Raw genomic sequence first — 22,490 nt, forward strand, 5'->3', positions numbered from 1 at the left:
CGTCACCGGCCTGGAGATTCGAGGCCGTGATGGTGATGCCCTTGTCCGGGTTGGTGAGGTCTGCAGCGGTGATCTCACCCGGTGCCGAGCTCACCTGCGGGTCGAAGGCCGGGGCTTCGTCGTCGCCGTCCTCAGCGATGATCGTGACGGTGAAGTCGAAGGTCTTCGACTCTTCACCCTCGCGGCTGACGGTGACGGTGAAGTCGACCTTTTCGCCGACCTCGAAGTCGCTCGGATCGCCTTCGTAGTAGACCCCGGTCGTCAGCTCTTCACCCTCAGCCGTCGTCGACTCGTTGGTGAGGCTATTGGTGACTTCGTCACCGGCCTGGAGATTCGAGGCCGTGATGGTGATGCCCTTGTCCGGGTTGGTGAGGTCTGCAGCGGTGATCTCATCCGGAGCCGAGCTCACCTGCGGGTCGAAGGCCGGGGCATCGTCGCCGTCGCCGTCCTCAGCCGGGTCAGAATCTTCTTGCGTCGACGTGGGTCCGGAATCCGTCGGCTGTGGGGCTCCGGTGCCTGCTGACTCCTCGGTATTCGAGGCGGCAGACTCCTCATCCTTCGTCTCGTCAGCCTGCTTCGTGGTCGAGTCTTTCGGCTTCGTCTCGTCGGCCTGCTCTGAGTCCTCAGACGTCTTACCGGTGTCAGCCGACTGAGCTGCCGACTCGGTGACGGTCTCGGTCTCTTCCGGCGTCGGCTGCGCGAATGCGGCCGAGGAACCGAAGAATGCACCCGCGCTGACGAGTGCGGCGGCCGATGCGCCGGCAGCCAGGCGGCGGAGAGATGTGCGCTTCATGGGGCTGTCCCTTCGAAGGTCAGAGAAATATCAATTCTCTCTGAGAGTAACCTGGGGAACATCGGGTGACAACCAGGTTTCCTGAATATTCGGTGAATTGGCCGGTATCTGCGGCATTTCGTCCGATACTCGGCCGATCTGGCGTGCCAGCGCAGGTCTCCGCTCCGACGCCAGCACGCCGAACCCCGCCTCAGAGGCAGTGCGTCATCGCCCGTAGCATGGTGCGAACACACCTGACCGCGATCAGCGTGCAGCGCAACCGAAACTCAACGACGAGAAAGGCCCACACCCCATGGCTAGTCACACTCCGCCCCCGACCACCCCGGAAACCCAGGAAGCGCAGTCGAACGCGCAGGCTTCACGCGGGCTCATGCGGCCGCTGAACCACTTCCTCGAGCGCTGGGTGCCGTCATCGCTGGTCTTCGCGATCCTGCTCACCCTCATCGTCGCGATCCTCGCGTTCATCCTCACCGACGCCGGCCCCGTCGATGTGCTCACCGGTTGGGGAGAGGGTCTGGCCGGGCTGCTGGAGTTCATGACCCAGATGGCGCTCATCCTGCTGCTCGGCCACATCCTGGCCAACACCGGCCCGGTCCGCAGGGGTCTCTCCGCGCTGGCCGCCGTGCCGCAGAGCCCGCTGATGGCCTACGTCTTCGTCTTCATCGTCGCCAGCTTCGCCTCCCTCATCACCTGGGGACTCGGCCTGGTCGTCGGCGCACTGCTCGCCCGTGAGATCGCCATCCAGGCCCGCGGCAGGCAGATGAAGGTCCACTTCCCGCTGCTGGTGGCCGCCGGCTACTCCGGCATGGTTGTGTGGCACATGGGCTACTCCGCCTCCGGCCCGCTGACCGCAGCCACCCCGGACTCCTTCCTCGCCGAATCCCTCGGCGGGCAGCTCATCCCGGTCTCCCAGACGATCTTCGCCGGCTGGAACATCGCCGCAGCCGCCGCCGTCATCGTCGTCTGCGCCGCCCTGTTCGCCCTCGCCGCCCCACGGAAGAACGACCCCGTCGTCGAACTGCCCGCCCATGTCGAATCCGAGGCCTACGACCCCGCCCGCGAGGACGTCGTGACACCGGCTGACCGGATCGATGCCTCCCGCATCCTCACCCTCATCACCGGACTCGCCCTCGTGGCCTACCTCGCCGTCCACTTCGCACAGGGCGGCTCGCTGACCCTCGACATCGTCAACTGGTCGTTCCTGGCGCTCATCTTCCTGCTCGTGCGCAGCCCCTTCGAACTCATCCACCTGACGAAGGAGGCCGCCGCCAACGTCGGCGAGATCCTGCTGCAGTTCCCGCTCTATGCCGGCATCCTCGGGATGATGAAGGCCACCGGCCTCATCGTCGTCTTCTCCACCGCGCTCGTCTCGATCGCCAACCCGACGACCTTCGGCCTGCTCGCCTTCCTCGCCGCCGGCCTGGTCAACTTCTTCGTCCCGTCCGGCGGCGGCCAATTCGCCGTCCAGGGCCCGATCATGCTCGATGCGGCCGACCAGCTCGGCGTCGACCCGACCGTGGCGATCATGGCGGTGTCCTACGGAGACCAGTGGACGAACATGATCCAGCCGTTCTGGGCGCTGCCGGTGCTCGCGATCGCCGGGCTGAAGATGCGCGACATCATCGGCTACACCACCCTGACCCTGCTCGGTGCCGGCGTCGTGCTCGCTGCGACCCTGCTCATCGTCAGCATGTGACCGCGCCCGAGGCGGTGGCCGGCTCGCGTTGTTAGAGTGCCCTCATGCCTGAGATCCGTGTCGCCGCCCTCGTCGTCCGCCACCCTGAGCGCCGAGCGCTGCTCATGGTCCGCAAGTCAGGCACCCAGGCGTTCATGCTGCCTGGCGGCAAGCCCGAACCCGGTGAGTCCGCCAGGCACGCGATCATCCGCGAAGTCGCCGAGGAGCTGCACCTTGAGCTTGCCGATGACCGGCTCGTCGAGCTCGGCACGTGGACGGCTGCGGCCGCCAATGAGGCCGGGCACTCGGTCACCGGCACGGTCTTCGCCTACCGCGGGCTGCCCGGTGGCCTGAATGTCACCGCACCTGCGGTGTACGAGGAGATCGCCGAGGCCGGCTGGTTCTCCTTCGATGACCTGCCAGCCGATACCGCCGAGCGCCGGTTCGCCTCGCTGACCCGCGAGTGCGTCATCCCCAACCTGCCCGACTGGCTGACCGAGGACACGAGCACACCGGCACAGCAGCGCTGACGTGACCGCGCTGACATGACAGTGCCGCGCAGCCGACCGAAACCGACCCGGCTGCGCGGCACTGCCTGCGGCTCACTTCTTGTTCGACTTCTTAGCAGCCGACTTCTTGGCAGTCGATTTCTTCGCTGTCGTCTTCTTGGCTGCCGTCTTCTTGGCGGTTGACTTCTTCGCCGTTGAGTTCTTGCCGGTGGCCGTCTTGGCAGCGGCCTTCTTCGGCGCAGCCTTCGTGGTGGTGCTCTTCTGCGCTGTCGTCTTCTTCGCCGTGGAGGTAGCGGACTTCGTGCCGGGCGAGGAGTCAGCTGAGGAGGACTTCTGTCCGCTCGTCTTCGCAGCCGTCGTCTTCTGTGCACCCGACCGGGACGATGTGCTCGACTTCGCTGCTGTCGTCGTGTCGGTCTTCGCCTCAGCAGACGTGGTCTGGCCGGGCTCAGTCTTGGCAGGCTGAGTCTCGGCAGGCTTCGTCGTGGCTGAGTCGGTGCCGTCTGCGGTCGCCGCAGTGTCCTCGGCGGCGAGCTCGCCGAGTTCGGCATAGGCGTAGAGGGCGCGGTAGACCTCGTGCAGGCTGACGTTCGCTTCGCTGGCGAGCATCCGCACGACACCCAGGTAGTCCTCATATGGCACGCGGGCGGTGTTCTTCGTCTCCAGCAGTCCGGCATCGAAGAGCACACCGACCGAGCGGGCGTCCATGAGTGCGAAGTCTTTGGGGTAGACCGCGGAGAGGATCGCACTGGCGAAGGGCTTGCCGACTCCGTCGATGATCGACAGGATCGGAATCCGCCAGCGATCTGGTGTGTCCTCCTCCAGCGCCAGGAAGGTCAGGTACTCGATGTCCTTCTGCGTGGTCTTGTCGGAGTAGCTGTTGAGCATCGGCAGCACGGCGACGGCCTTCCACTCCGCAAAGCGCAGCAGCGACTTGTACTTCAGCCGTTCCTTCTTGCGTGCCTTCTTCGCGTCCTTGGTCAGCAGGCGATCTTCGAGCTCGGTGATCTCATAGTGCGGGGCATAGCGGGCGATGAATTCCGAGGTGATGCGCAGAGCCGTCATGACGGCATTATATCTGTCACAGTCGTGACCAGGTCAGACGCCACCGGACAGCACAGCTGCCGCAAGGCTCGAAAGCAGGGCGACTGCGATGACGACACTTATGACGATGACCACCGGGCCTGCACCTCGCGAGCGGCGCAGCCCGGCCGCAGGCGAAAAGCTCATGTTCGACCGGTCAGGAGCTGGGCTCGGGGTGCGGGTGTCCGGGGGAGTGGCCGGCAGGCCGTAGAGGTCTCGGGGGATGTCCCGATGAGGTGGGCGTGAGTACACAGCAGACTCCTGGAATCAGCTCGGCGGTGAAGGACTCACCACCGAGTCAACCCCGGGCCGGTGCATCATGCGTGCTCCAGATGTCGCAGGTCGGTTACATCACCGCAAGCGCATCAGCACAGCAGCCGAGGCGGACCGGTCAGCTGCGCCGGCCGAAGCGCAGCAGGATTCCCCGCCAGTTGCGAGCCAGCAGCACGAGGACGGTGAGAGTGACAGCCAGCGCAGGCCAGTAGCTGTACCGATAATCCTGTGCGGGGACGACGGGAATGTAGCTCATGAGATAGATCCAGGCCGAGGCCACGAGGCTGAGTTCGGCGATGTGCCGGCGCCAGCGCCTGATGAGCGCCAGCCCGAGCAGAGTCGATCCGGCCAACCAGAACCACGCATGGTACAGCCACGGCAGCTGGGTGACGCCGAAGTCCACGACGTAGTAGTGCATCGCCTGATGCAGGCGCGGGGAGTCCCATTCGACCCCGTGTTCTCGACCCTCATCGGAGATCCCAGGGAACTGGAGTTTGCTGGTGAACAGGAAGCGGGCGAAGGTCTCGGCTCGGTAGTCGACGTAGCGCGGCAGATAGTGCGGCAGCGTCTCCTTCCACAAGACGATGACCTCTTCCTTGTCAGCGATCTCGGTGAAATGGCCGTTGGCCCCGGCACCCCAGCACGCCCAGTACACGTCCCACACGGCGCCCTTGTCCGTGCAGATCTGGCGGGCATCGCGGATCTTGTCCTTCAGATGCTGCGGGGCCGAACTGCTATCGATCGCCGACTGCGGAACTGCGAAGACGAGGTCATCGAGCATGACCTGAGTGAACTGGGAGTTGTGGGCAGGTTTCGTCGCGGCATCGACCGCCGCGCCTCCGCCGAGCAGCAGACCGGCGAACAGCCCGAAGACCGCGAGCGTGCAGGAGGCAGCGCGCAGGATGCGACGGCGGATCCAGCCGCGCACGCGGGCATCCTGGAACAGGATGATCGACAGCCAGATGAGCAGCGGGACAAGGGCGACGACGGCGTTCTTGCGCACGAGTGTGCCATAGACGAAGAACGGGATCGCGGCCAGCCCCCACACCCAGGCGGAGCGGCTGTGCCGACTGGCGATGAGCAGCAGCACTGCACCGGCATAGTACGTCAGCCCCATCTGCGTGTCCTTCCAGATCACGCCGATGAGGTTGGCGGTGTGCGGCGCGGCGAGGACAGTCAGCCCCAGCAGCCCGATCCGGAAGCTCGTCGACCGGTCGTAGAGATACCAGCAGGTCAGCCACGCGCAGACGGTCGCAAAGCCGATCTGCGCGGTGACAAGGGTGCCATAGTCTCCGGTGGCCTGGATGAGCAGCCGCCAGCCTGCGCTCATGATGACCGGATGCCAGTCGTCGTAGCCGATGCGCCCCTCAGCCTGGGCGAGCTGATGGAAGGAATCGTGCGTCAACGCACCGGGCGACATCGCCCGGTTGACGACATAACCGAGCAGGGCAGCGATGACTGCATAGGCGATGAGTGCCGTGCGCCGGCTGCCGAGAATCTGCTGGGCCCGGTCCCGGACATGCGGGGAGAAGAGGTGGGAGGACGTCACAGGGTCGATTTAACCACGCCTACCCTGCTTTCCCGGACACAGGTGGGCCCGGACGGGAAGCCCACGTCCGGGCCCACCTGCGGTGGGGGAGAGTCAGCCGCCTCAGCAGGGGCGGGTCTCCGGGGAGACGGTGAGCGTCGGGTCGTTCTTGACGACACCTGCGAGGGCATCGTCGATCTTCGCGAGCACATCTGCCTCGAGCTTGGCCCCGGCGGCCTCAGCGTTCGAGGTGATCTGCTCCGGGCGTGAGGCGCCGACGAGTGCGGCAGCGACGTTGTCGTTGGCGAGCACCCAGGCGATCGCCAGCTGCGCCATCGTCAGGTTCAGCTCCTGGGCGATCGGCTCGAGCTTGGCAACGGCTTCAAGGGTCTCGTCCTCGAGCAGTCCGGCCACGGCCTTCGCGCCACCGGACTCATCGGTGGCACGCGAACCCTCGGGCAGCGGCTGGCCGGGCTTGTACTTGCCGGTCAGCACACCCTGGGCGATCGGCGACCACACGATCTGGGAGATGCCCAGCTCCTGGCAGGTCGGCACCACCTCGGGTTCGATGACCCGCCAGAGCATGTTGTACTGCGGCTGTGAGGAGATGAGCTGGATCCCGAGATCCTTGGCCATCCCGTGGGCGGTGCGGATCTGCTCGGCGGTCCATTCGCTCACGCCGATGTAGAGGGCCTTGCCGGCGCGGACGACGTCGGCAAAGGCCTGCATCGTCTCTTCCAGCGGGGTCTCGTAGTCGTAGCGGTGCGCCTGGTACAGGTCGACGTAGTCGGTCTGCAGGCGGGAGAGCGAACCGTTGATCGATTCCATGATGTGCTTGCGCGACAGGCCGCAGTCGTTGTGCCCGCGCGGGCCAGTGGGCCAGTAGACCTTGGTGAAGATCTCCAGCGATTCGCGGCGCTGGCCCTTGAGGGCCTCGCCGAGGACCGATTCGGCCTTGGTGTTGGCGTAGACGTCTGCGGTGTCGAAGCTAGTGATACCGGCGTCGAGTGCGGCGTGCACGCACTTGGTGGCGATCTCGTTCTCCACCTGGGAGCCGTGGGTGAGCCAGTTGCCGTAGGTGATCTCGGAGATCTTGAGTCCGGAGTTGCCGAGGTAACGGAATTCCATCAGGTAGTCCTCTCTTGCAGATCAACGGCCGGCGCCTGCCTGGCGCAGCCTCACCTCCTCACACTACCGTCGGCTCAGGCTCTTGCGGGTTGTCGTAGCCACTGTGTTCCCTGAACCGGTCATGGTTGAATGGTGTTTATGAGTGCCGAGTGGTCTGAGGTGCGGGGTGCCGTGTCGAACGCGCAGTGGGATGAGGCCATCGCACATCTGACCGGCATGCGGCGGATCCCGCAGGACATCGCCTACGTGCTCGCCCGGGAGTCCCACGACCACCCGGAGTTCCGCCAGATCCTGCTGACCCTTGATTCCGTGCAGGACTGCGTCATCAACGCCGTCGATCCTGAGCGCACCGGGCGCTGGAACTCGATGTCGATCATCCGCCACTTCGATTCGCCGTTCGCTGACTGGATCGACAAGCCCGCCTACGCGCTGCGCTCCCTGATCGCCACCCGTCGGCAGAAGCGCGCCTGCGGGATCCGCGAGTCGATCGTCCTGGACAAAGAGAAGGCCGGCGAGCCGACGCCCACCGACACCGTCGGCGAGGTGTGGGAGAGGATCCTGCGCGAAGAGGGGTTCCTCAATGTGCCGCGCAGCCAGTTCCACGAATGGCACTACGGCGATGTCATCCGACGTTTCCCGGAGAAGTCGAGCCACGGTGCCGACGATCCGGCCAAACCCGGGCTGGCGAAGGAGGCCGCACGCGTCATCTGCGGGTGGGGTCCTGACGAACTGCGTACCCAGCTGGCCGCCAGCCCAGACCTCCCGCCTGACGTGCTGCTGACCCTCATCGACGACCCGGTCGGGGCGGTCGCCCGGGCGTGTGCGAACAACCCACAGTGCACCGGCGACCTGGCCAACCGCCTCGAAGCCCGGTTCCCCGATATGGGTGCCATCCTCGACCAGCACCCGAACGCCGACATCGACCGCCAGCTGCGCGTGCCCGCCGCCGATCTGAATGAAGACATCCTCCGCTCCTTCCTCAAAGCCACCATGGCCACCCCCGAGGAGGCCGAGCAACTGCGCTCGCAGTTCAACGCCGGGTCCACCGCAGATGCGACGTTGGGTTCAGTGTGGCTTGACATTGCGTGGCGGGCAGCCGACGACCGCATAGCACTGAGCTGAACTGGCCCGCCGACATCCGGCTGGCGCGCAGGCAGAGAAGCTAGGGTTGAATGCATGGATTTCCCGACGCGAGCCGCGCAGCTGCGCCGCACAGGAGTGCAGACCTTGAGCCGGGGCCGCTCCCTGGCGCGCAAGGGTCTCCACGTGGTCAAAGACCGGCTGACCGAGCGCAACGTCGCTCAGCGATTCACGCCCGCCGCCCATGACTCCTTCACCGCAGCGCTGTACTTCGCCGGAGACGGCGCCAGCGTTTACCAGTTGAGCGAATGGCTGTGGTCGTGTGAGCAGCTTGCTGCGCGCTTGACTGCCGAAAACTTCGGTGAAGCGCCGGTCGCTGTCTTCTGCCGGCATGCTGGACACGCCGAGCAGATCAGTCGCCTGACGACGCTGCCGGTGCGGTTCGGGCGTTTGGCACGCGACTTGGACGCTTTCATGACCCAGCCGAGCCTGCGCATCGTCTTCTACGTCAACCAGTCGCCGCTGAACTTCCAGGCGCTGCGCTATCCGCAGCCGGCCCATGTCCACCTCAGCCACGGTGAGAGCGAGAAGATCTCGATGATCTCGAATCAGCTCAAAGCCTATGACTACGTCTTCACTGCAGGTGCGGCAGCGCGTGAGCGCATCCTGGCAGCGCTGCCGGACTACGCCGCGCACGGCGGAGAGCAGCGCATGCGCGACGTCGGCCGCCCGCAGCTCGACGCACCCCGGCAGATGCCGCAGGCATGGCAGGAGATGCAGACCGATGACCGTCTCACCGTCTACTACGCGCCTACTTGGGAGGGCGATTCCCCGTCCATGGCTTACGGCACCATCCACCTCAACGGTCCGGCAACCGTGCAGAGGCTCCTCGACGAGGGCTGCCGCGTCATCGTCCGGCCGCATCCGCGCACCGGCTACCTCGACCTCGCTGCAGCGCAGGCGCTGGCAGAGCTGCGCCGCATCACCGAAGATCACCCGCGCGGCTATTTCGACGATGACCCGCGCATCGGCTGGCAGCTCGACGCAGCTGACGTGTGTCTGACAGAGATGTCGGCGCTGGCCTTCGACTGGCTCTCCACCGGCAAACCTCTCGTGCTCATCAAACCTGGCACCGTCGGGGCCGAGGTGATGCCAGGAGGGCTGTTCGACCGGGTGCCGCACACCTGCCCGCGCGATCCGGCCGCGATCAGCGCCGCCGTCATCACCGCAGCTCACGCCTCAGCGGATCCGCGCCTGGCCGACGCTCAACTGCATTACCTGGGCGACACCAGCCCCGGAGCCCAGCAGCGGCGCTTCGAAGACGCTGTCCTGCAGGTCATCGCCAGCCGCGCGAGCTGACCGCGAATCCTTTCGCCCCACCAGGCGTCGCAGACTGGGCGCGGAACTTTGCCGCAGTGTTACGAAACCGCTAACATGAGGCAGACTCTCGGTTTCCCGAAGGCGCTCACAGTCTTTGCAACAGTCCCCGACGATCGGTGAATTCATGCGTCGTGTCATCACCTACGGCACCTTCGACCTGCTCCACTACGGCCACATCCGGCTGCTGCAGCGCTGCAAGGAGCAGGGCGACTATCTCGTCGTCGCGCTGTCGACCGATGAGTTCAACGCAGGCAAGGGGAAGAAGTCCTACTTCAGCTATGACGATCGCAAGCGGATGCTTGAAGCGATCCGCTATGTCGATCTCGTCATCCCGGAGGAGAACTGGGAGCAGAAAGCCGACGATGTCGACAGGTACCACATTGACGTGTTCGTCATGGGCGATGACTGGGAGGGCAAGTTCGACGAACTGAGCGAGCACTGCGAAGTCGTCTACCTGCCGCGCACTCCGGAGATCTCGACCACGCAGATCAAGACCGACCTGTCGACGAAGTAGGAGACATGGCACTCGGGAAGATTAAGCGGGCAGTCATGCGCCGGCTGCCGACCACTGCAGCGGCCAGCCTGCGCGCCGCCCGGCCCCGCCTGCGCGAACAGGCCGGCAGCGCCAAGGCCACGATCTCAGAGATGCGCCGCTGGGTCGGCCGCGAACGCCGGGCCCGAGCATTTCGCACAGCCCTCGCCCAACCGGTCGATCCGCAGCTCGTGCTGTGGGAGTCGTTCGGCGGCAACGGCGCCCTGTGCAATCCCGAAGCGCTCTTTCGCCACGTGATCGCCGCAGCAGACCTCTCCCATCTCACACACGTGTGGGCGCTGCGGCCGCAGGCGCGTGCCGACGCCGAGGTGGTGGCTGAGTTTGCTGATCATCCGCGTGTGCGCATCGTCGACTACCGCAGCCCGGAGTACTTCGCGCTGCTCGAACGCGCCGGCTACCTCGTCAACAACGCCACCTTCCCCCGGGAGTTCATCAAACGCCCCGAACAGGTCTACCTCAACACCTGGCACGGCACACCGATGAAGACGATGGGCTACGACGAGCCGGACGGCCCGCTCGCATCAGTCAACGTGCTGCGCAACCTGCTTGCAGCTGACGTGCTTCTCTCATCCGGGCCGTACATGACGGAGACGATGTACTGCGGTGCCTACCGGCTCGCTCCGATCTTCAGCGGCACGATCGTTGAGGACGGTTTCCCCCGCATCGATGCGCAGCTGCAGGCAAGCAGCGCGGCGACAGCGCAGCCGCACCGCCAGAAGACGGTGCTCTACGCCCCGACCTGGCGCGGGGAGTCCTTCCAGTCACCGCGCGTCGAGACACAGCAGCTGGCAGCAGTGCTTGATGCCCTCGACGCCGTTCCAGCGCTCGCCGGCTGGAGCATCAAGCTCAAAGTCCACCAGGCAGTCTACGCACAGGCACAGCGCGACCCCCGGCTGGCCGGCCGGCTCGTCGCCAACAGCACCCCGACCAACACGCTGCTGGCACAGACCGATCTGCTCATCACCGACTTCTCCAGCATCTGGATGGATGCGCTGGCCTCGGAGATCCCGATCGTCTACTTCGCCGGCGACTACCAGGAATATCTCGCCGAGCGCGGCAGCTACCTCGCACCCGAAGAGCTGCCCGGCCCCATCGCACAGACGCTGCCGGACCTGACGGCAGCAGTGACCGACTGCGTGAGCGGTGCCCCCGACCCGTTATTGGCTGAACGCTACGCTGCATGCCGCCGCCGCTTCGTCCCCCACGATGACGGTCGTGCCGCCGCACGCCTGGCCGATGTCGTCTTCCTGCACCGGCCGGAGGCGGCAGCAGCAACCCGCCGCCTGAGCACGGAAGCCGCCCGCAGCGCAGGCGAGCCACCACAGGCCAGCGGCGTCATGCCGAGTTCCACCGAGCAGGCGCCGGCTGATCCGGCGAAGACCCGCATCGTCATGTATCCCGGCGGGCTCAAACCCAACGGCATCTCCAGCTCCGCACTCAACCTGCTCGCCACCCTCGACCGCAGCCGCTTCGACCTCACCGTCGTCGTCACGGAGATGTACGCCCCCGAACGCACTGCCGTGCGCGCGTGCATCCCGCATGACGTCCGGATCATCACGCTGCCGAAGGGCCTCATCGATGCGCCGCTGGCCGGCAGCTATACGCAGATGCTCGAAGGCGAGATGCCCCCGGCCGGCAGCGATGCCCGTGGTGAAGATGACGCACTCTGGGCACACGAATGGCGCCGTTTCGTCGGAGACGCCGTCTTCGACGTCGCCATCGACTTTTCCGGCTACAGCGGCAAGTGGACGCGACTCATCGCGGTCTCCGGGGCCCCCCGCAGGCTGGTCTGGCAGCACAACGACCTCGCTGCCGATGCCCGCCGTGAGATCGACGGAGTCCGGCCCTACCAGCGCACGCTGTCCTCGGTGTTCGCGCTGTACCCCGACTTCGACGCCCTCGTCTCCGTCTCACCGGCCCTGCAGCAGATCAACGAAGCCAACCTTGCCCGCTTTGCAGCTCCTGCCGACGGCACTGCGCCGCCGGCGTTCCTCTCGGTGCGCAACACCATCGATGCCGCCGCGATCCTCACCGCCGCCCGCGGCGATGTCATCGAACCCAGCGCTGCGCCTGCGGCCCCTGACGGTTGCGGTCTCTCAGTGGAACTCACCCAGCTGCGCGAACGCTACGGCGGCCCTGCTGTGGCTGCGGAGCTCGAGCGCATCGACATTCGCGAACGCCTCGGCCTCAGCGGCCGCGCCCGAGGCGGTGGCGCGGTCACGACGTTCGTCACGATGGGCCGGATGTCACCGGAGAAGAACCACCGCCGGCTCATCGAGGCTTTCAATCAGACTCTCGCATCCGGCTGCGACGCCCGTCTCATCCTGCTCGGCTCCGGCCCGCTCGAAGCACAGCTGCGCGAGCAGGCGGCCACCACCGTCGATCCCAGCCGCATCGTCTTCGCCGGTCACCACAGCAACCCCCACCCGGTCCTCGATGCCGCTGACTGCTTCGTGCTCTCGTCGGACTACGAGGGGCAGCCGATGGTCATCCTCGAAGCGCTGACACTCGGCAAGCCGGTCATCACCACAGCCTTCGGGTCGGTCGACTCTGCCTTCCCCGATGAGCACACGGACCGCTGGGGCGCGATCGTCGACTGCGATGCAGACGATCTCGCTGCCGCGATGACGGCCTTCGCCCGCGACCACGCGGCGCTGCCGCAGCCCGACTTCGACCCCGTCGCCTACAACGCAGCAGCCCTTGACGAATTCGCGGCAGCCGTGACAGGTGACCGATAATCAGGGTGAACCCTGCAGACAGAGGAGAGACATGACCGTACTCGTCACCGGCGGTGCCGGATACATCGGATCCCACGTCGTCCGGATGCTCCAGCAGCGAGGCGACGAGGTCGTTGTCGTCGACGACCTCTCTACCGGCTTCGCCTCCCGCGTCGGTGACTCACCGCTGGAGCGGATCGACATCGCCGCACCGGACGCCGAAGAGCGTCTCGGCCGGATCATGGCAGACTACGATGTCGACTCCGTCATCCACTTCGCCGCCAAGAAGCAGGTGGGCGAGTCCGTGGAGAAGCCCGTCTGGTACTACCGGCAGAACGTCGGGGGACTGGCGAACCTGCTCGCGGCGATGGAGGCGAACCGCGTGGGCACGATGGTGTTCTCCTCCTCAGCCGCAACCTACGGCATGCCCGATGTGCCGACCGTTCGTGAGGACATCGACTGCAAGCCCATCAACCCGTATGGTCAGACGAAGCTCATCGGCGAATGGATGATCGACAACGCGATGACCGCCACCGGCCTGAAGGCCGCAAAGCTGCGCTACTTCAATGTCGCCGGCACTGCCTGGGACGATCTGGCCGACACTGCGGTCATGAACCTTGTGCCGATCGTGCTCGACCGGCTCGACAAGGGCCAGGCGCCGGTCATCTTCGGTGACGACTACGACACTCCCGACGGCACCTGCATCCGTGACTACGTGCATGTCGCTGATCTGGCCGAAGCGCACATCTACGCTCTCGACTATCTCGCTGCAGCCGACGGTCCGGCAGCCGAGTCCGTGTTCAACGTCGGCACCGGTTCCGGGGCGTCCGTCTCCGAGGTCATCGACACGATCGCCCGGGTGCTCCAGCGCCCGATCACCCCGGAGATGGGGTCGCGCCGCGCCGGGGATCCGCCACAGCTCATCGCCGACGTCGAACGGATCGGACGCGAATTCGCGTGGAAGGCGCAGTACGACCTCACCGACATCATCACCTCCGCTGTCGAGGCGAAGGGCAGCCGGGCACAGGGCTGAACGGCACCTGCATGTCCTTGAAGTGAATTGACGGTAAACTGAACGGTCAGACCGATCTGGACAGCCGCAATCAGCTTGGAGGGAATGTGCTCAGTCCTGCCCGGCCGCAGCGGCCGACGCTCGAAGAGCTGCGCGCAGTGGCACAGCCGCCGGAAGTGCGCAGCCGTAAGAACGCTGAGCACTGGACCGCGCAGCTGTACCTGCGGCACATCTCCATCTACACCACGGTGCTGCTCGTCCGCACACCGATCACCGCCAATGGCGTCACCGGACTCATGATCCTCTCCGGCTGGCTCATCGCCGCATCCCTGCTCATCCCGGGACTGCTCGGAGCGCTGCTGGCCCTGTTCTTCTCCCAGCTGCAGATGTACCTCGACTGCTGCGACGGTGAGGTCGCCCGGTGGCGCGGCACCAAAGGAGCGAAGGGCGTCTTCCTCGACAAGGTCGGCCACTATACGACCGAAGGGCTCGTTGCGATCGCCCTCGGCGTCCGGGCTGTCGGTGAGTACTCCAACCTCAGCGACGACCCGGCAGGCATGTACCCGTACCTGCTCGCCGGGGTGATCCTCGGCTTCCTCGTGGTGCTGAACAAGGCGCTCAACGACATGGTGCATGTGGCGCGCGCCTTCAACGGCCTCGACAAGCTTCCCGACACGGCACAAGCCACCGCGATCCCCTCCGGTCTGCTCGCCACACTCAAGCGGATCGCCCGGTTTGTGCCCTTCCACCGCCTGTACCACTCCGTTGAGATGTCGATCCTCGCCGTCGCCGCAGCGATCGTCACGCTCATCGCTGCGGCGCTCGGTGGCCCAGAGCTCATCGGCGAGCGCTGGCTCATCACCATCCTGGTGCCGCTGTGCGCCCTATCTGTGATCGGCCATTTCCTGTCGATCATGGCCTCAAGGAGGTTGTCAGCATGACTCCGGAGAACATCCACACTCACCGCGATGCGACGCAGCCGATCCCAGCTGACGCCTTCGACGAACCGCAGTACACGGCGCTGCGCGAGACTGCTCGCGAACGACGCAAACTCGAGCGTGCGGTGCGTGCCAAACACGGCAACCTGCCCGGCACCTCGGCAGCGTCGACACCGGTGCAGCCGGCATCCCGAGGATCCCAGAAGTACTCCTTCGGCGTCGTCGTGCTCACCCAGGGCAAGCGGGTGGACGACCTGCGCCGCGGCATCGACTCGCTGCTGAGCCAGCGCGGCGTCGACCTCGACGTCATCTGCGTGGGCAACGGCTGGGAGCCCACCGGCCTGCCTGAGCAGGTCAAGACGCTGGCGCTGCCGACGAACATCGGCATTCCCGCCGGGCGCAACGAGGGGGTCCCGCACGTCAGCGGCGAGTTCCTCTTCTTCCTCGACGACGATGCCTGGCTGCCCGACGACTCGACGCTCATGCGGATGGCCCAGCTCATGCGCACGAAGCCGAGCATCGGGCTCATCCAACCGCGCGTCAAGGATCCTTCCGGCACGCCGGCACCCAAGCGCTGGATCCCCCGGCTGAAGAAGGGCGACGCCGAGCACTCATCGAATGTCTTCTCCGTGTGGGAGGGCGCAGTGTGCCTGCAGCGCAAGGCCTTCGACGCCTGCGGCGGCTGGCCGGCACCGTTCTGGTACGCGCACGAGGGCATCGAGCTCGCCTGGCGGATCTGGGATGCCGGTTACCAGGTCTGGTACATGGGGGACGTGTCCGTCGCACACCCGGTCATCGACCAGCGCCGCCACGAAGAGTACTTCTACATGAACGCCCGCAACCGGGTGTGGCTGGCCCGGCGCAACCTGCCGCTGCCGTTCAGCCTCGCCTATGTGGGCTCCTGGACGCTCATGCAGACCGCCAAATGGGCGACGAAGCCCGAGCAGCTGCGCCCCTGGTTCCAAGGCTGGCGCGACGGCTGGCGCGACGACCCCTGGGGGCCAGGCGAGGAGCACGGCAAGCTCTCAGCCCGCGGGGTGCTCCGAATGGCCCGATACGGCCGGCCGCCGGTGGTGTGAGACCTGCCGGAAACGCAGGTGACAGCTGTCAGAAGAGCTGTCAGTGCCAGTCGCCGTGAAGGGCGTCGGTCAATCATGACAGGAACCGAGAGCGCCTAACAGGCGTAAGGAGGAACATGCTGCAGCGGCAGAAACTCATCGACCAGGCACGCAGAGCAGTGACTACTACGTTCACCAAAGTGCTGACCGCAACGGGGGGTCACGTCGACGAGAACTTCGGGTCAGCTGTGCTTCGGCCGATCCGGAATCGCCGGATCGATACGTCCTCTCCACTCGTGAGTATCATCGTGCCTGTCTACGACGTTGAGGAGTACCTCTCTGGCACGCTTGCCTCGCTGGTTGATCAGACCTATGGCAACCTCGAGATCCTGCTCATCGACGACGGGTCCCCAGACAAGTCGGCAGCGATTGGTCGGCAGTGGGCCCTGTTCGATCGCCGCATCCGAGTCATTTCTCAGGAGAATCAGGGGCTTGGTGCTGCCCGAAACACCGGAGTGCGGAATGCGCGGGGGAAGTACATCACGTTCGCTGACTCCGACGATGCACTTTACCCCGATGCGATCGCAACGATGGTTGCGTCGTTGGAGAGCTCGGGATCAGATCTTGCAATCGGCGCAATTGTGCGACGTAAGAACGGTCGCATCTGGATGCCGCAATGGGTGAGCCGCGTTCATGCCGCCGACCGAGTCGGAGTCACACTTGCGGACGCTCCGGACATTCTGCCGGACGTCTTTGCCTGCAACAAACTCTGGCGTCGCGACTTCTTCAGAGCGGTTGTGGGGGCGTTCCCGGTTGGGATCCTGTATGAAGATCAGGAACCGTCTCTTGCGGCGTACCTGGGTGCAAAGACATTCGACATCCTCTCTGCACCGGTGTACATCTGGGAAATCCGGTCCGATGGGACTTCCCTTTCGCAGCAGAAGACGCGCATGCGCGACCTCACCGACCGCCTTGCTGTCATCCGGAGGATGACGCAGATGCTTCCTCCGGATACACCCGAGCATGTGCGGGATGCGTTTTACCGCAAGATCTTCCAACTCGACCTGTGGCAGTACATCGAGCAGGTTCCACGGGTTGGTGACGAGTATTTTTCGGTGCTGTGCGACGCGGTCGATGAATTCGTTGCGCTCAGCGGAGGCGGATTCTGGACGCAGATTCCCATCTATCACCGAATGCTCACGCGTGCCGCCGCTGAGCACGACTACGACACGATCATGACGGTGCTCAGCAGCCGAATAGAGGATGGTGCCGGCGGCCATCTTGTACAGCACGACGCGACCACTCTGCTGGAGATTCCGGTCTACTACGACGCACTTGAAACCCCGCCTGAAGCGGAGTTCTTCACCGTTGATCCCGACATGCTCGAAGTAACAGGCAGCATCATCGGGGTGCGGTGGCTCGACTCAAGCCGTGTGCTCATCAGCTGTCAAGCCGCCGTAGCGAGCGGATTCTCCGAATCTCACCAGACTGCCGCCTTCACACTCAAAGACACGCAGAGCGGGCGTACGATTCCGCTGAAGGCACGGCAGATCTCGGACCCCTATTTTGCTGAAACAGTGCGATCTTCAGTTGTCGACGCTACCGAGACTGGGTACACGATCGAGGTGGACACGGCAGAGATTCCGTTCTCCGGAAACGAAGACTGGCAGCTGACTGCCCACGTTGGTCTAGGTGAGTACACCGTGTCTGGTCCACTCATGGGAATCCAATCCGACCGTGCTGCGGCCAACCTCGGGTTCTCTGCCTGGGATGGAGACCGAAAGGTCGTACTCGCACACAGCCGCTACTTCGGGCTCGTCTTCCGACCTGCGTCGCCGCAGTGTCTGCTGCGGCAAGTGGCTTTGAACGAGCGGCAGCTCCGGCTAGTGGTGCGGGCGCTCAACGGAAAGCGCATCACCAGCCTCGAGGTCTTCACCGGCGCCGGACAGAGAACATCTGCGCGTCCAACTGGGTTCAATCGAAACGGCGAGGCGGAGTTTTGCGTTGAGGTGCCAGTTCCGCACTACGATGACGATCGTCATCCGTCGGCCTTGCACTGGAATGTCAAAGTGCGGTTCGCGGACCGTCGCACCGCTCAATTGCTCCTGGCGGAAGGGCGCCGGGACTTCGACAGCCGCGACAGTGAGCTGCGGCCCCTTCTGCTCGACTGTAACGCCTTCGGCTACCTGCGGCTGCAAGAAGCGGCGCACCGGATCGTCTGCACCTCTGTCACCGCAGATACCGAGAACGGAACCTTGGTTCTGCGCGGTGAGGCCAATGTGTCTCGCCCAGCGGCACCGACAGACTTAGTCTTCCGCGGTCGCGCTGGAGACATCGTCGCGGCTGAAACTAACTGGAGCGACACCGGAGACACGTTCGAAGCGGCCTTCGATCTGACAGCTCTTGATTGGCACGGACGTGTCGTCAGCGTTCCGCACGGCGGATACGGTCTGCACTGTCGTATTCCCGATCCCGGTGGCACAGACCTTGTGACGCTTGTACCAGTGAGAATCCGAGACAGTTCCGTGCACGATCTTCCGTGGCGAGCTCTGACCCGGCTGGCACGAGTAACGATCACGCGCACACGGAAACAGAAGGTTCTGTGGCTCACCGTTGCGAATCCGCTGTCGCCGGAAGAACTGGGCACGTTCAATCGCTATCGAATGCGCGAGGAAGCGATCATGCAGGCTCGTGCGGACGGGCTGACTGACACCGTCATCTTCGAGTCCTATCACGGCAAGAGCGTCTCGGACAGCCCACGCGAACTCTTCGAACTTCTGCGGCGTGAACATCCAGAGCTTACCCTGGGATGGTCAATCGCTTCGACTGCAGTATCCGCACCGGAAGGGGCCGTCCCGCTGCTGCGATGGTCAGCCGAGTGGTATGCGGCCGTCCATCGCGCTCGCTTCCTCATCAACAACAGCAACTTCCCGGTGGAGTTCCGAAAGCAGCCTGGTCAGAGGTACCTGCAGACCTGGCACGGAACTCCTATGAAGCGAATTGCTGAAGATATGCCGCCGGGGAATCTGTCCCTCGGATACCGATTGACGATGCGCCGGGAAGCGAAAATGTGGGATCTGCTGCTGGCACAGAACGATTTCGCGGCCGAGGTGTTGCCGCGCGCTTTCTGGTATCAGGGCGAGACACTGAATCTCGGCTATCCCCGTAATGACCTCCTTGTCTCCGAGGACCCGGGCCGAGTATCACGTATCCGCGAACAGTTGGGGATCGCGTCAGCCGAAAGAGTCGTACTCTACGCGCCGACCTTTCGTGACAGTAGAAAGTCTGCTGGCGGTTACGACCTCGACATCGAACTCGACTTCACTGAGTTACTTGACCGTCTCCCCAAGGAGACGAGAATTCTTGTCCGGGGACACAGCAATACGACTGGTGCCCAGCCAGGAACGCTGCCGCCGAACGTCGTAGATGTGACAACCTACGGTGAGATCAGCGAACTGTTCCTTGTCGCGGATGTTCTCGTCACAGACTATTCTTCGATGCTGTTTGACTTCGCGGTGACGCAAAAGCCGATGCTGTTCTTTGTGCCAGATCTTGAAGAATACGAGTCATCGACCCGCGGCTTCTATCTGAAGTTTCGTGAAATCTGCCCCGGAGAACTCTTCCGAACTACTCACGAGCTTGCTGACGCTCTTACTCGAGCTTTCAATAATCCGAGAGAATTCGTCACCGAGTCTACCGAGGCATTCGCTTCTCGCTTCGCTCCGCGAGACGACGGAAGAGCCGGTAACCGACTCCTGCAGGCACTTGAAGAACGCGGCTGGTTCGCTCAGTTAGAACTACAAGAGTCGGCATTGAACCCCGAACGAGAGGACGCACACTGATGATCACAGTCGCCGAGGTGAGCTCAGCGGTACTGAGCAAAGATTCACCCGTCGTGCGTGCGATGCCGCGCCCTGTCGAACATCGCATGCCAGGTTATGAGGAAGCATTTGATGATCGCACGCTCATCTGCGATGCTTTCGCCCACGGCCGCGACATCGTCCTGTCCGGGCCGCCGCTGCTCAATCTGCTCGACGCAGTCCGGTTGAGCAAGTTCCGCCTCAACGGCGTACTGCCGCTGAGGGCATCGCTGTCCGATCTGTGGAAGACTCAGCGATCCAGACTGACACTGCCAGGTAAAAGTGCACCCTCGTTGGCCGCACGCAAGGCTCTGCTGAGGGTTGTGAAACCGAAAGTCACGTTCCGGTTTGCGGGCCGGCGTTATTCGCTTCCCATCCAGCCGAATGAACACGAGCGCTTCGCAGGCAAGCGTATTCTCTACACCCTTCAGAAGGACAACCGCCTCGAGTGGATTCAGGACTGGATCCGCTATTACGTCGCTGTACACGGAATCGACGGCGTCATCATCTACGACAATAACTCAAGCGGATACTCGATCGAAGAGCTCCGTGCTGCTGTTGCCGCTGTCGACGGCATCGACGAAGGTGTAGTTCTATCTTGGCCGTTCCCTTATGGTCCCGGGGCTGCACGCGATGATATGTGGGATTCGGACTTCTGCCAATACACAGCGCTCGAGCACATGCGCTGGCGCTTTGCGGCGGACGCCGCCGCTGTTATCAATGCTGATGTCGATGAGCTCATCGTGTGCGATGACAGGCGGAGTGTGTTCGACCATCTGTCTGAGCGGACCGACGGGGCGCTGTTCTATCGGAGCTTCTGGATCGAATCCGTCTCCTCACGGGACATCGAAGACGACCGCCGTTTCGATGATTTCATCTATCGCTCTCGCAACCGCCAAGTCGGGACACCGAAGTGGACCGTCGTTCCGGGCCGTTTGCCCAAGGAATCGCAACTCTGTGTGCACAGCATCAAGAACGGGCCGAAGCGTGTCTTCGCTGAAGGAGTTCAACACCGGCATTTCTTCCCGATGAATACCGATTGGAAGCGCAAGCGCGCTGAGGTTACCGCTATCGACCCAGACGTCCATTTCATTGACGAACCGCTTGTTGTAGCAATGCGAGATGCATTCGGCGGTGTTCGAGAACCGCACCCCTGAACAGGCCGAACCTCTGCCATACTGAACGCATGTCCATCGATCTTGAAATCGCATCCCAGGCGCAGCTCAAAGCGATCGGAGACATCGCCGCCTCCGTCGGACTGCGCACTGACGACATCATCCCCTTCGGCCATGACAAGGCAAAGATCCCCCTCAGCGTGCTTGACGCAGCTGATGCCGACCGTGGTCGGCTCATCCTTGTCACCGCTATGAGCCCCACTCCAGCCGGGGAGGGCAAGACCACAACGAGCATCGGTCTGGCCGATGCGATCAACGAAGTCGCCCGTCTCGACTCCTGGCCGGAGGTCGGGGGCAAGCGCCCTGCGGTTCTCGCCCTGCGTGAACCGAGTCTTGGCCCGGTCTTCGGCATGAAGGGCGGCGCGGCTGGCGGCGGTCACGCGCAGGTGCTGCCGATGGAGGACATCAACCTCCACTTCACCGGTGACTTCGCCGCCATCGCCCTGGCCAACAACCTCGCCGCTGCGATGCTCGACAATCACATGCATCACGGCAACGAACTCGACATCGACCCGCGGCGCATCACCATTCGTCGCGTCGTCGACCTCAATGACCGGGCGCTGCGTGCCGCAGCCATCGGGCTCGGCGGCTACAACGGCGGCGTCCCCCGTGAAGACGCTTTCGACATCGTCGTCGCCAGCGAGGTCATGGCCGTCTTCTGCCTGGCGACGAGCCTCGATGACCTCAAGGAGCGCCTTGGCCGGATCGTGCTCGCCCGCACCCGGGCCAAGGAACCCGTCACGGTCGCCGACATCGGCGCCGCAGGTGCGATGGCCGCGCTGCTGCGCAATGCGCTGGCACCGAACCTTGTGCAGACCATCGAGCACACCCCGGCCTTCGTCCACGGCGGTCCGTTCGCCAACATCGCCCACGGCTGCAACTCCGTCCTCGCCACCACCGCGGCTATGACCTACGGCCAGTGGGCAGTCACCGAAGCTGGATTCGGAGCCGATCTGGGCGCTGAGAAGTTCCTTGACATCAAGGCCCGCGCCGCCGGCATCTGGCCGTCTGCGACCGTCATCGTCGCCACCGTCCGCGCCCTGAAGTATCACGGGGGAGTGGCGAAGGACGAGCTGCAGGAGGAGAACGTCGAGGCGCTGCGCGCCGGTCTGCCGAACCTGCGGCGGCACCTGGAGAACCTCCAGCAGGTCTTCGGAATTCCTGCGGTTGTCAGCATCAACCGCTTCCCCTCCGACACCGATGCCGAAGTCGCCGCACTCATCGACGCTCTCGCCGCAGACGGCGTCACCGCCGTCGAGGCTCGGCATTGGGCAGAGGGTGGCGCCGGTGCCGTCGACCTCGCCCGTGCAGTTCTCGCCGCAGCTGAGGAGGCCGCTGATCCGGCGCCGCAGTACACCTACCCGCTCGAAGCGAGCCTGGCAGAGAAGATCGAAGCCGTCGCCACGCGCATCTACCGCGCCGGCGGCGTCGAGTTCAGCCCGGCTGTGCAGCGCAAGCTGGCGCAGTTCACCGACGAAGGCTACGGCGAGCTGCCGGTGTGCATCGCCAAGACGCAGTACTCGTTCAGCACCGACGGGACGCTGCGCGGAGCACCGGAGGGCCACACACTGGCGGTCCGCGACGTGCGGCTCTCCGCCGGTGCAGGCTTCGTCGTCGCGATCTGCGGAGACATCATGACGATGCCCGGTCTGCCGAAGAAGCCGGCAGCACTGACGATCGACGTCGACGACGACGGTCGCATCACCGGCCTGTTCTGACGCCGCGGCG

The 22,490-nt window shown here is 64.4% G+C and carries 17 protein-coding genes; 12 read left to right on the top strand and 5 right to left on the bottom strand.

Translation table 11 applies throughout. The features are described 5' to 3' along the window. Positions 1–793: hypothetical protein (locus tag H9634_RS10895; RefSeq protein WP_191726680.1), on the bottom strand; the 793-nt coding region annotated here is incomplete at its 3' end. Positions 794–1,163: 370 nt separating this feature from the next. Here H9634_RS10895 and H9634_RS10900 point away from each other — a divergent pair. After that, a complete protein-coding gene (locus H9634_RS10900) occupies positions 1,164–2,489 on the top strand; it encodes a short-chain fatty acid transporter (RefSeq protein WP_191726736.1) in 1,326 nt (441 codons plus the stop codon). 44 nt (positions 2,490–2,533) lie between these two features. Then, positions 2,534–2,998 carry an NUDIX hydrolase gene (locus H9634_RS10905; RefSeq protein ID WP_191726681.1) on the top strand — a complete coding sequence of 155 codons (465 nt, stop codon included), beginning with the start codon at positions 2,534–2,536 and terminating at the stop codon, positions 2,996–2,998. A 72-nt stretch (positions 2,999–3,070) separates the two neighbouring features. On the opposite strand, the gene H9634_RS10910 is transcribed toward H9634_RS10905, so the two are convergent. From H9634_RS10910 to H9634_RS10925, 4 genes are all read right to left on the bottom strand, one after another. Next, positions 3,071–4,042, bottom strand: coding sequence for a hypothetical protein (locus H9634_RS10910; protein ID WP_191726682.1), 972 nt, complete (start codon positions 4,040–4,042; stop codon positions 3,071–3,073). Between the two features lie 33 nt (positions 4,043–4,075). Beyond that, the gene (locus H9634_RS10915) at positions 4,076–4,312 is read right to left on the bottom strand and encodes a hypothetical protein (RefSeq protein WP_191726683.1); all 237 of its coding nucleotides are present in this window, start codon (positions 4,310–4,312) and stop codon (positions 4,076–4,078) included. 139 nt (positions 4,313–4,451) lie between these two features. Beyond that, positions 4,452–5,882: a hypothetical protein gene (locus H9634_RS10920; RefSeq protein WP_191726684.1), complete on the bottom strand. Its 1,431-nt coding sequence runs from the start codon at positions 5,880–5,882 to the stop codon at positions 4,452–4,454. A gap of 102 nt (positions 5,883–5,984) precedes the next feature. Beyond that, the gene (locus H9634_RS10925; protein WP_191726685.1) at positions 5,985–6,989 is read right to left on the bottom strand and encodes an aldo/keto reductase family protein; all 1,005 of its coding nucleotides are present in this window, start codon (positions 6,987–6,989) and stop codon (positions 5,985–5,987) included. Positions 6,990–7,127: 138 nt separating this feature from the next. On the opposite strand from H9634_RS10925, the gene H9634_RS10930 reads away from it, so the two are divergent. The 10 genes from H9634_RS10930 to H9634_RS10975 all read left to right on the top strand — a co-directional run bounded on the left by H9634_RS10930 (position 7,128) and on the right by H9634_RS10975 (position 22,480). Beyond that, positions 7,128–8,111, top strand: a complete 984-nt coding sequence (locus H9634_RS10930) for a hypothetical protein (RefSeq protein WP_191726686.1) — start codon at positions 7,128–7,130, stop codon at positions 8,109–8,111. A gap of 54 nt (positions 8,112–8,165) precedes the next feature. Beyond that, complete coding sequence (locus H9634_RS10935) at positions 8,166–9,428, top strand: CDP-glycerol glycerophosphotransferase family protein (protein ID WP_191726687.1); 1,263 nt, start codon at positions 8,166–8,168, stop codon at positions 9,426–9,428. A gap of 145 nt (positions 9,429–9,573) precedes the next feature. Beyond that, entirely contained in the window at positions 9,574–9,963 is a 390-nt protein-coding gene (gene tagD / locus H9634_RS10940; protein WP_191726688.1) for a glycerol-3-phosphate cytidylyltransferase, read from the top strand. 5 nt (positions 9,964–9,968) lie between these two features. After that, positions 9,969–12,740, top strand: a complete 2,772-nt coding sequence (locus H9634_RS10945) for a glycosyltransferase (protein ID WP_191726689.1) — start codon at positions 9,969–9,971, stop codon at positions 12,738–12,740. Between the two features lie 31 nt (positions 12,741–12,771). After that, complete coding sequence (gene galE, locus H9634_RS10950; RefSeq protein ID WP_191726690.1) at positions 12,772–13,752, top strand: UDP-glucose 4-epimerase GalE; 981 nt, start codon at positions 12,772–12,774, stop codon at positions 13,750–13,752. Between the two features lie 86 nt (positions 13,753–13,838). Beyond that, entirely contained in the window at positions 13,839–14,672 is an 834-nt protein-coding gene (locus tag H9634_RS10955) for a CDP-alcohol phosphatidyltransferase family protein (protein WP_318245086.1), read from the top strand. Further along, positions 14,669–15,748, top strand: a complete 1,080-nt coding sequence (locus tag H9634_RS10960; protein ID WP_191726691.1) for a glycosyltransferase family 2 protein — start codon at positions 14,669–14,671, stop codon at positions 15,746–15,748. The genes H9634_RS10955 and H9634_RS10960 overlap by 4 nt, the downstream gene beginning before the upstream one ends. Before the next feature lie 116 nt (positions 15,749–15,864). Further along, positions 15,865–19,569 (top strand): bifunctional glycosyltransferase/CDP-glycerol:glycerophosphate glycerophosphotransferase, encoded by a 3,705-nt coding sequence (locus tag H9634_RS10965; protein WP_191726692.1) that lies wholly within the window; start codon positions 15,865–15,867, stop codon positions 19,567–19,569. Then, positions 19,569–20,744: a hypothetical protein gene (locus tag H9634_RS10970; protein ID WP_191726693.1), complete on the top strand. Its 1,176-nt coding sequence runs from the start codon at positions 19,569–19,571 to the stop codon at positions 20,742–20,744. The genes H9634_RS10965 and H9634_RS10970 overlap by 1 nt, the downstream gene beginning before the upstream one ends. A 29-nt stretch (positions 20,745–20,773) precedes the next feature. Then, positions 20,774–22,480 (top strand): formate--tetrahydrofolate ligase, encoded by a 1,707-nt coding sequence (locus H9634_RS10975; protein ID WP_191726694.1) that lies wholly within the window; start codon positions 20,774–20,776, stop codon positions 22,478–22,480. The last annotated feature ends 10 nt before the right edge of the window (positions 22,481–22,490 follow it).

This window comes from Brevibacterium gallinarum (assembly GCF_014836885.1).
GTDB classification, from domain to species: Bacteria; Actinomycetota; Actinomycetes; order Actinomycetales; family Brevibacteriaceae; genus Brevibacterium; species Brevibacterium gallinarum.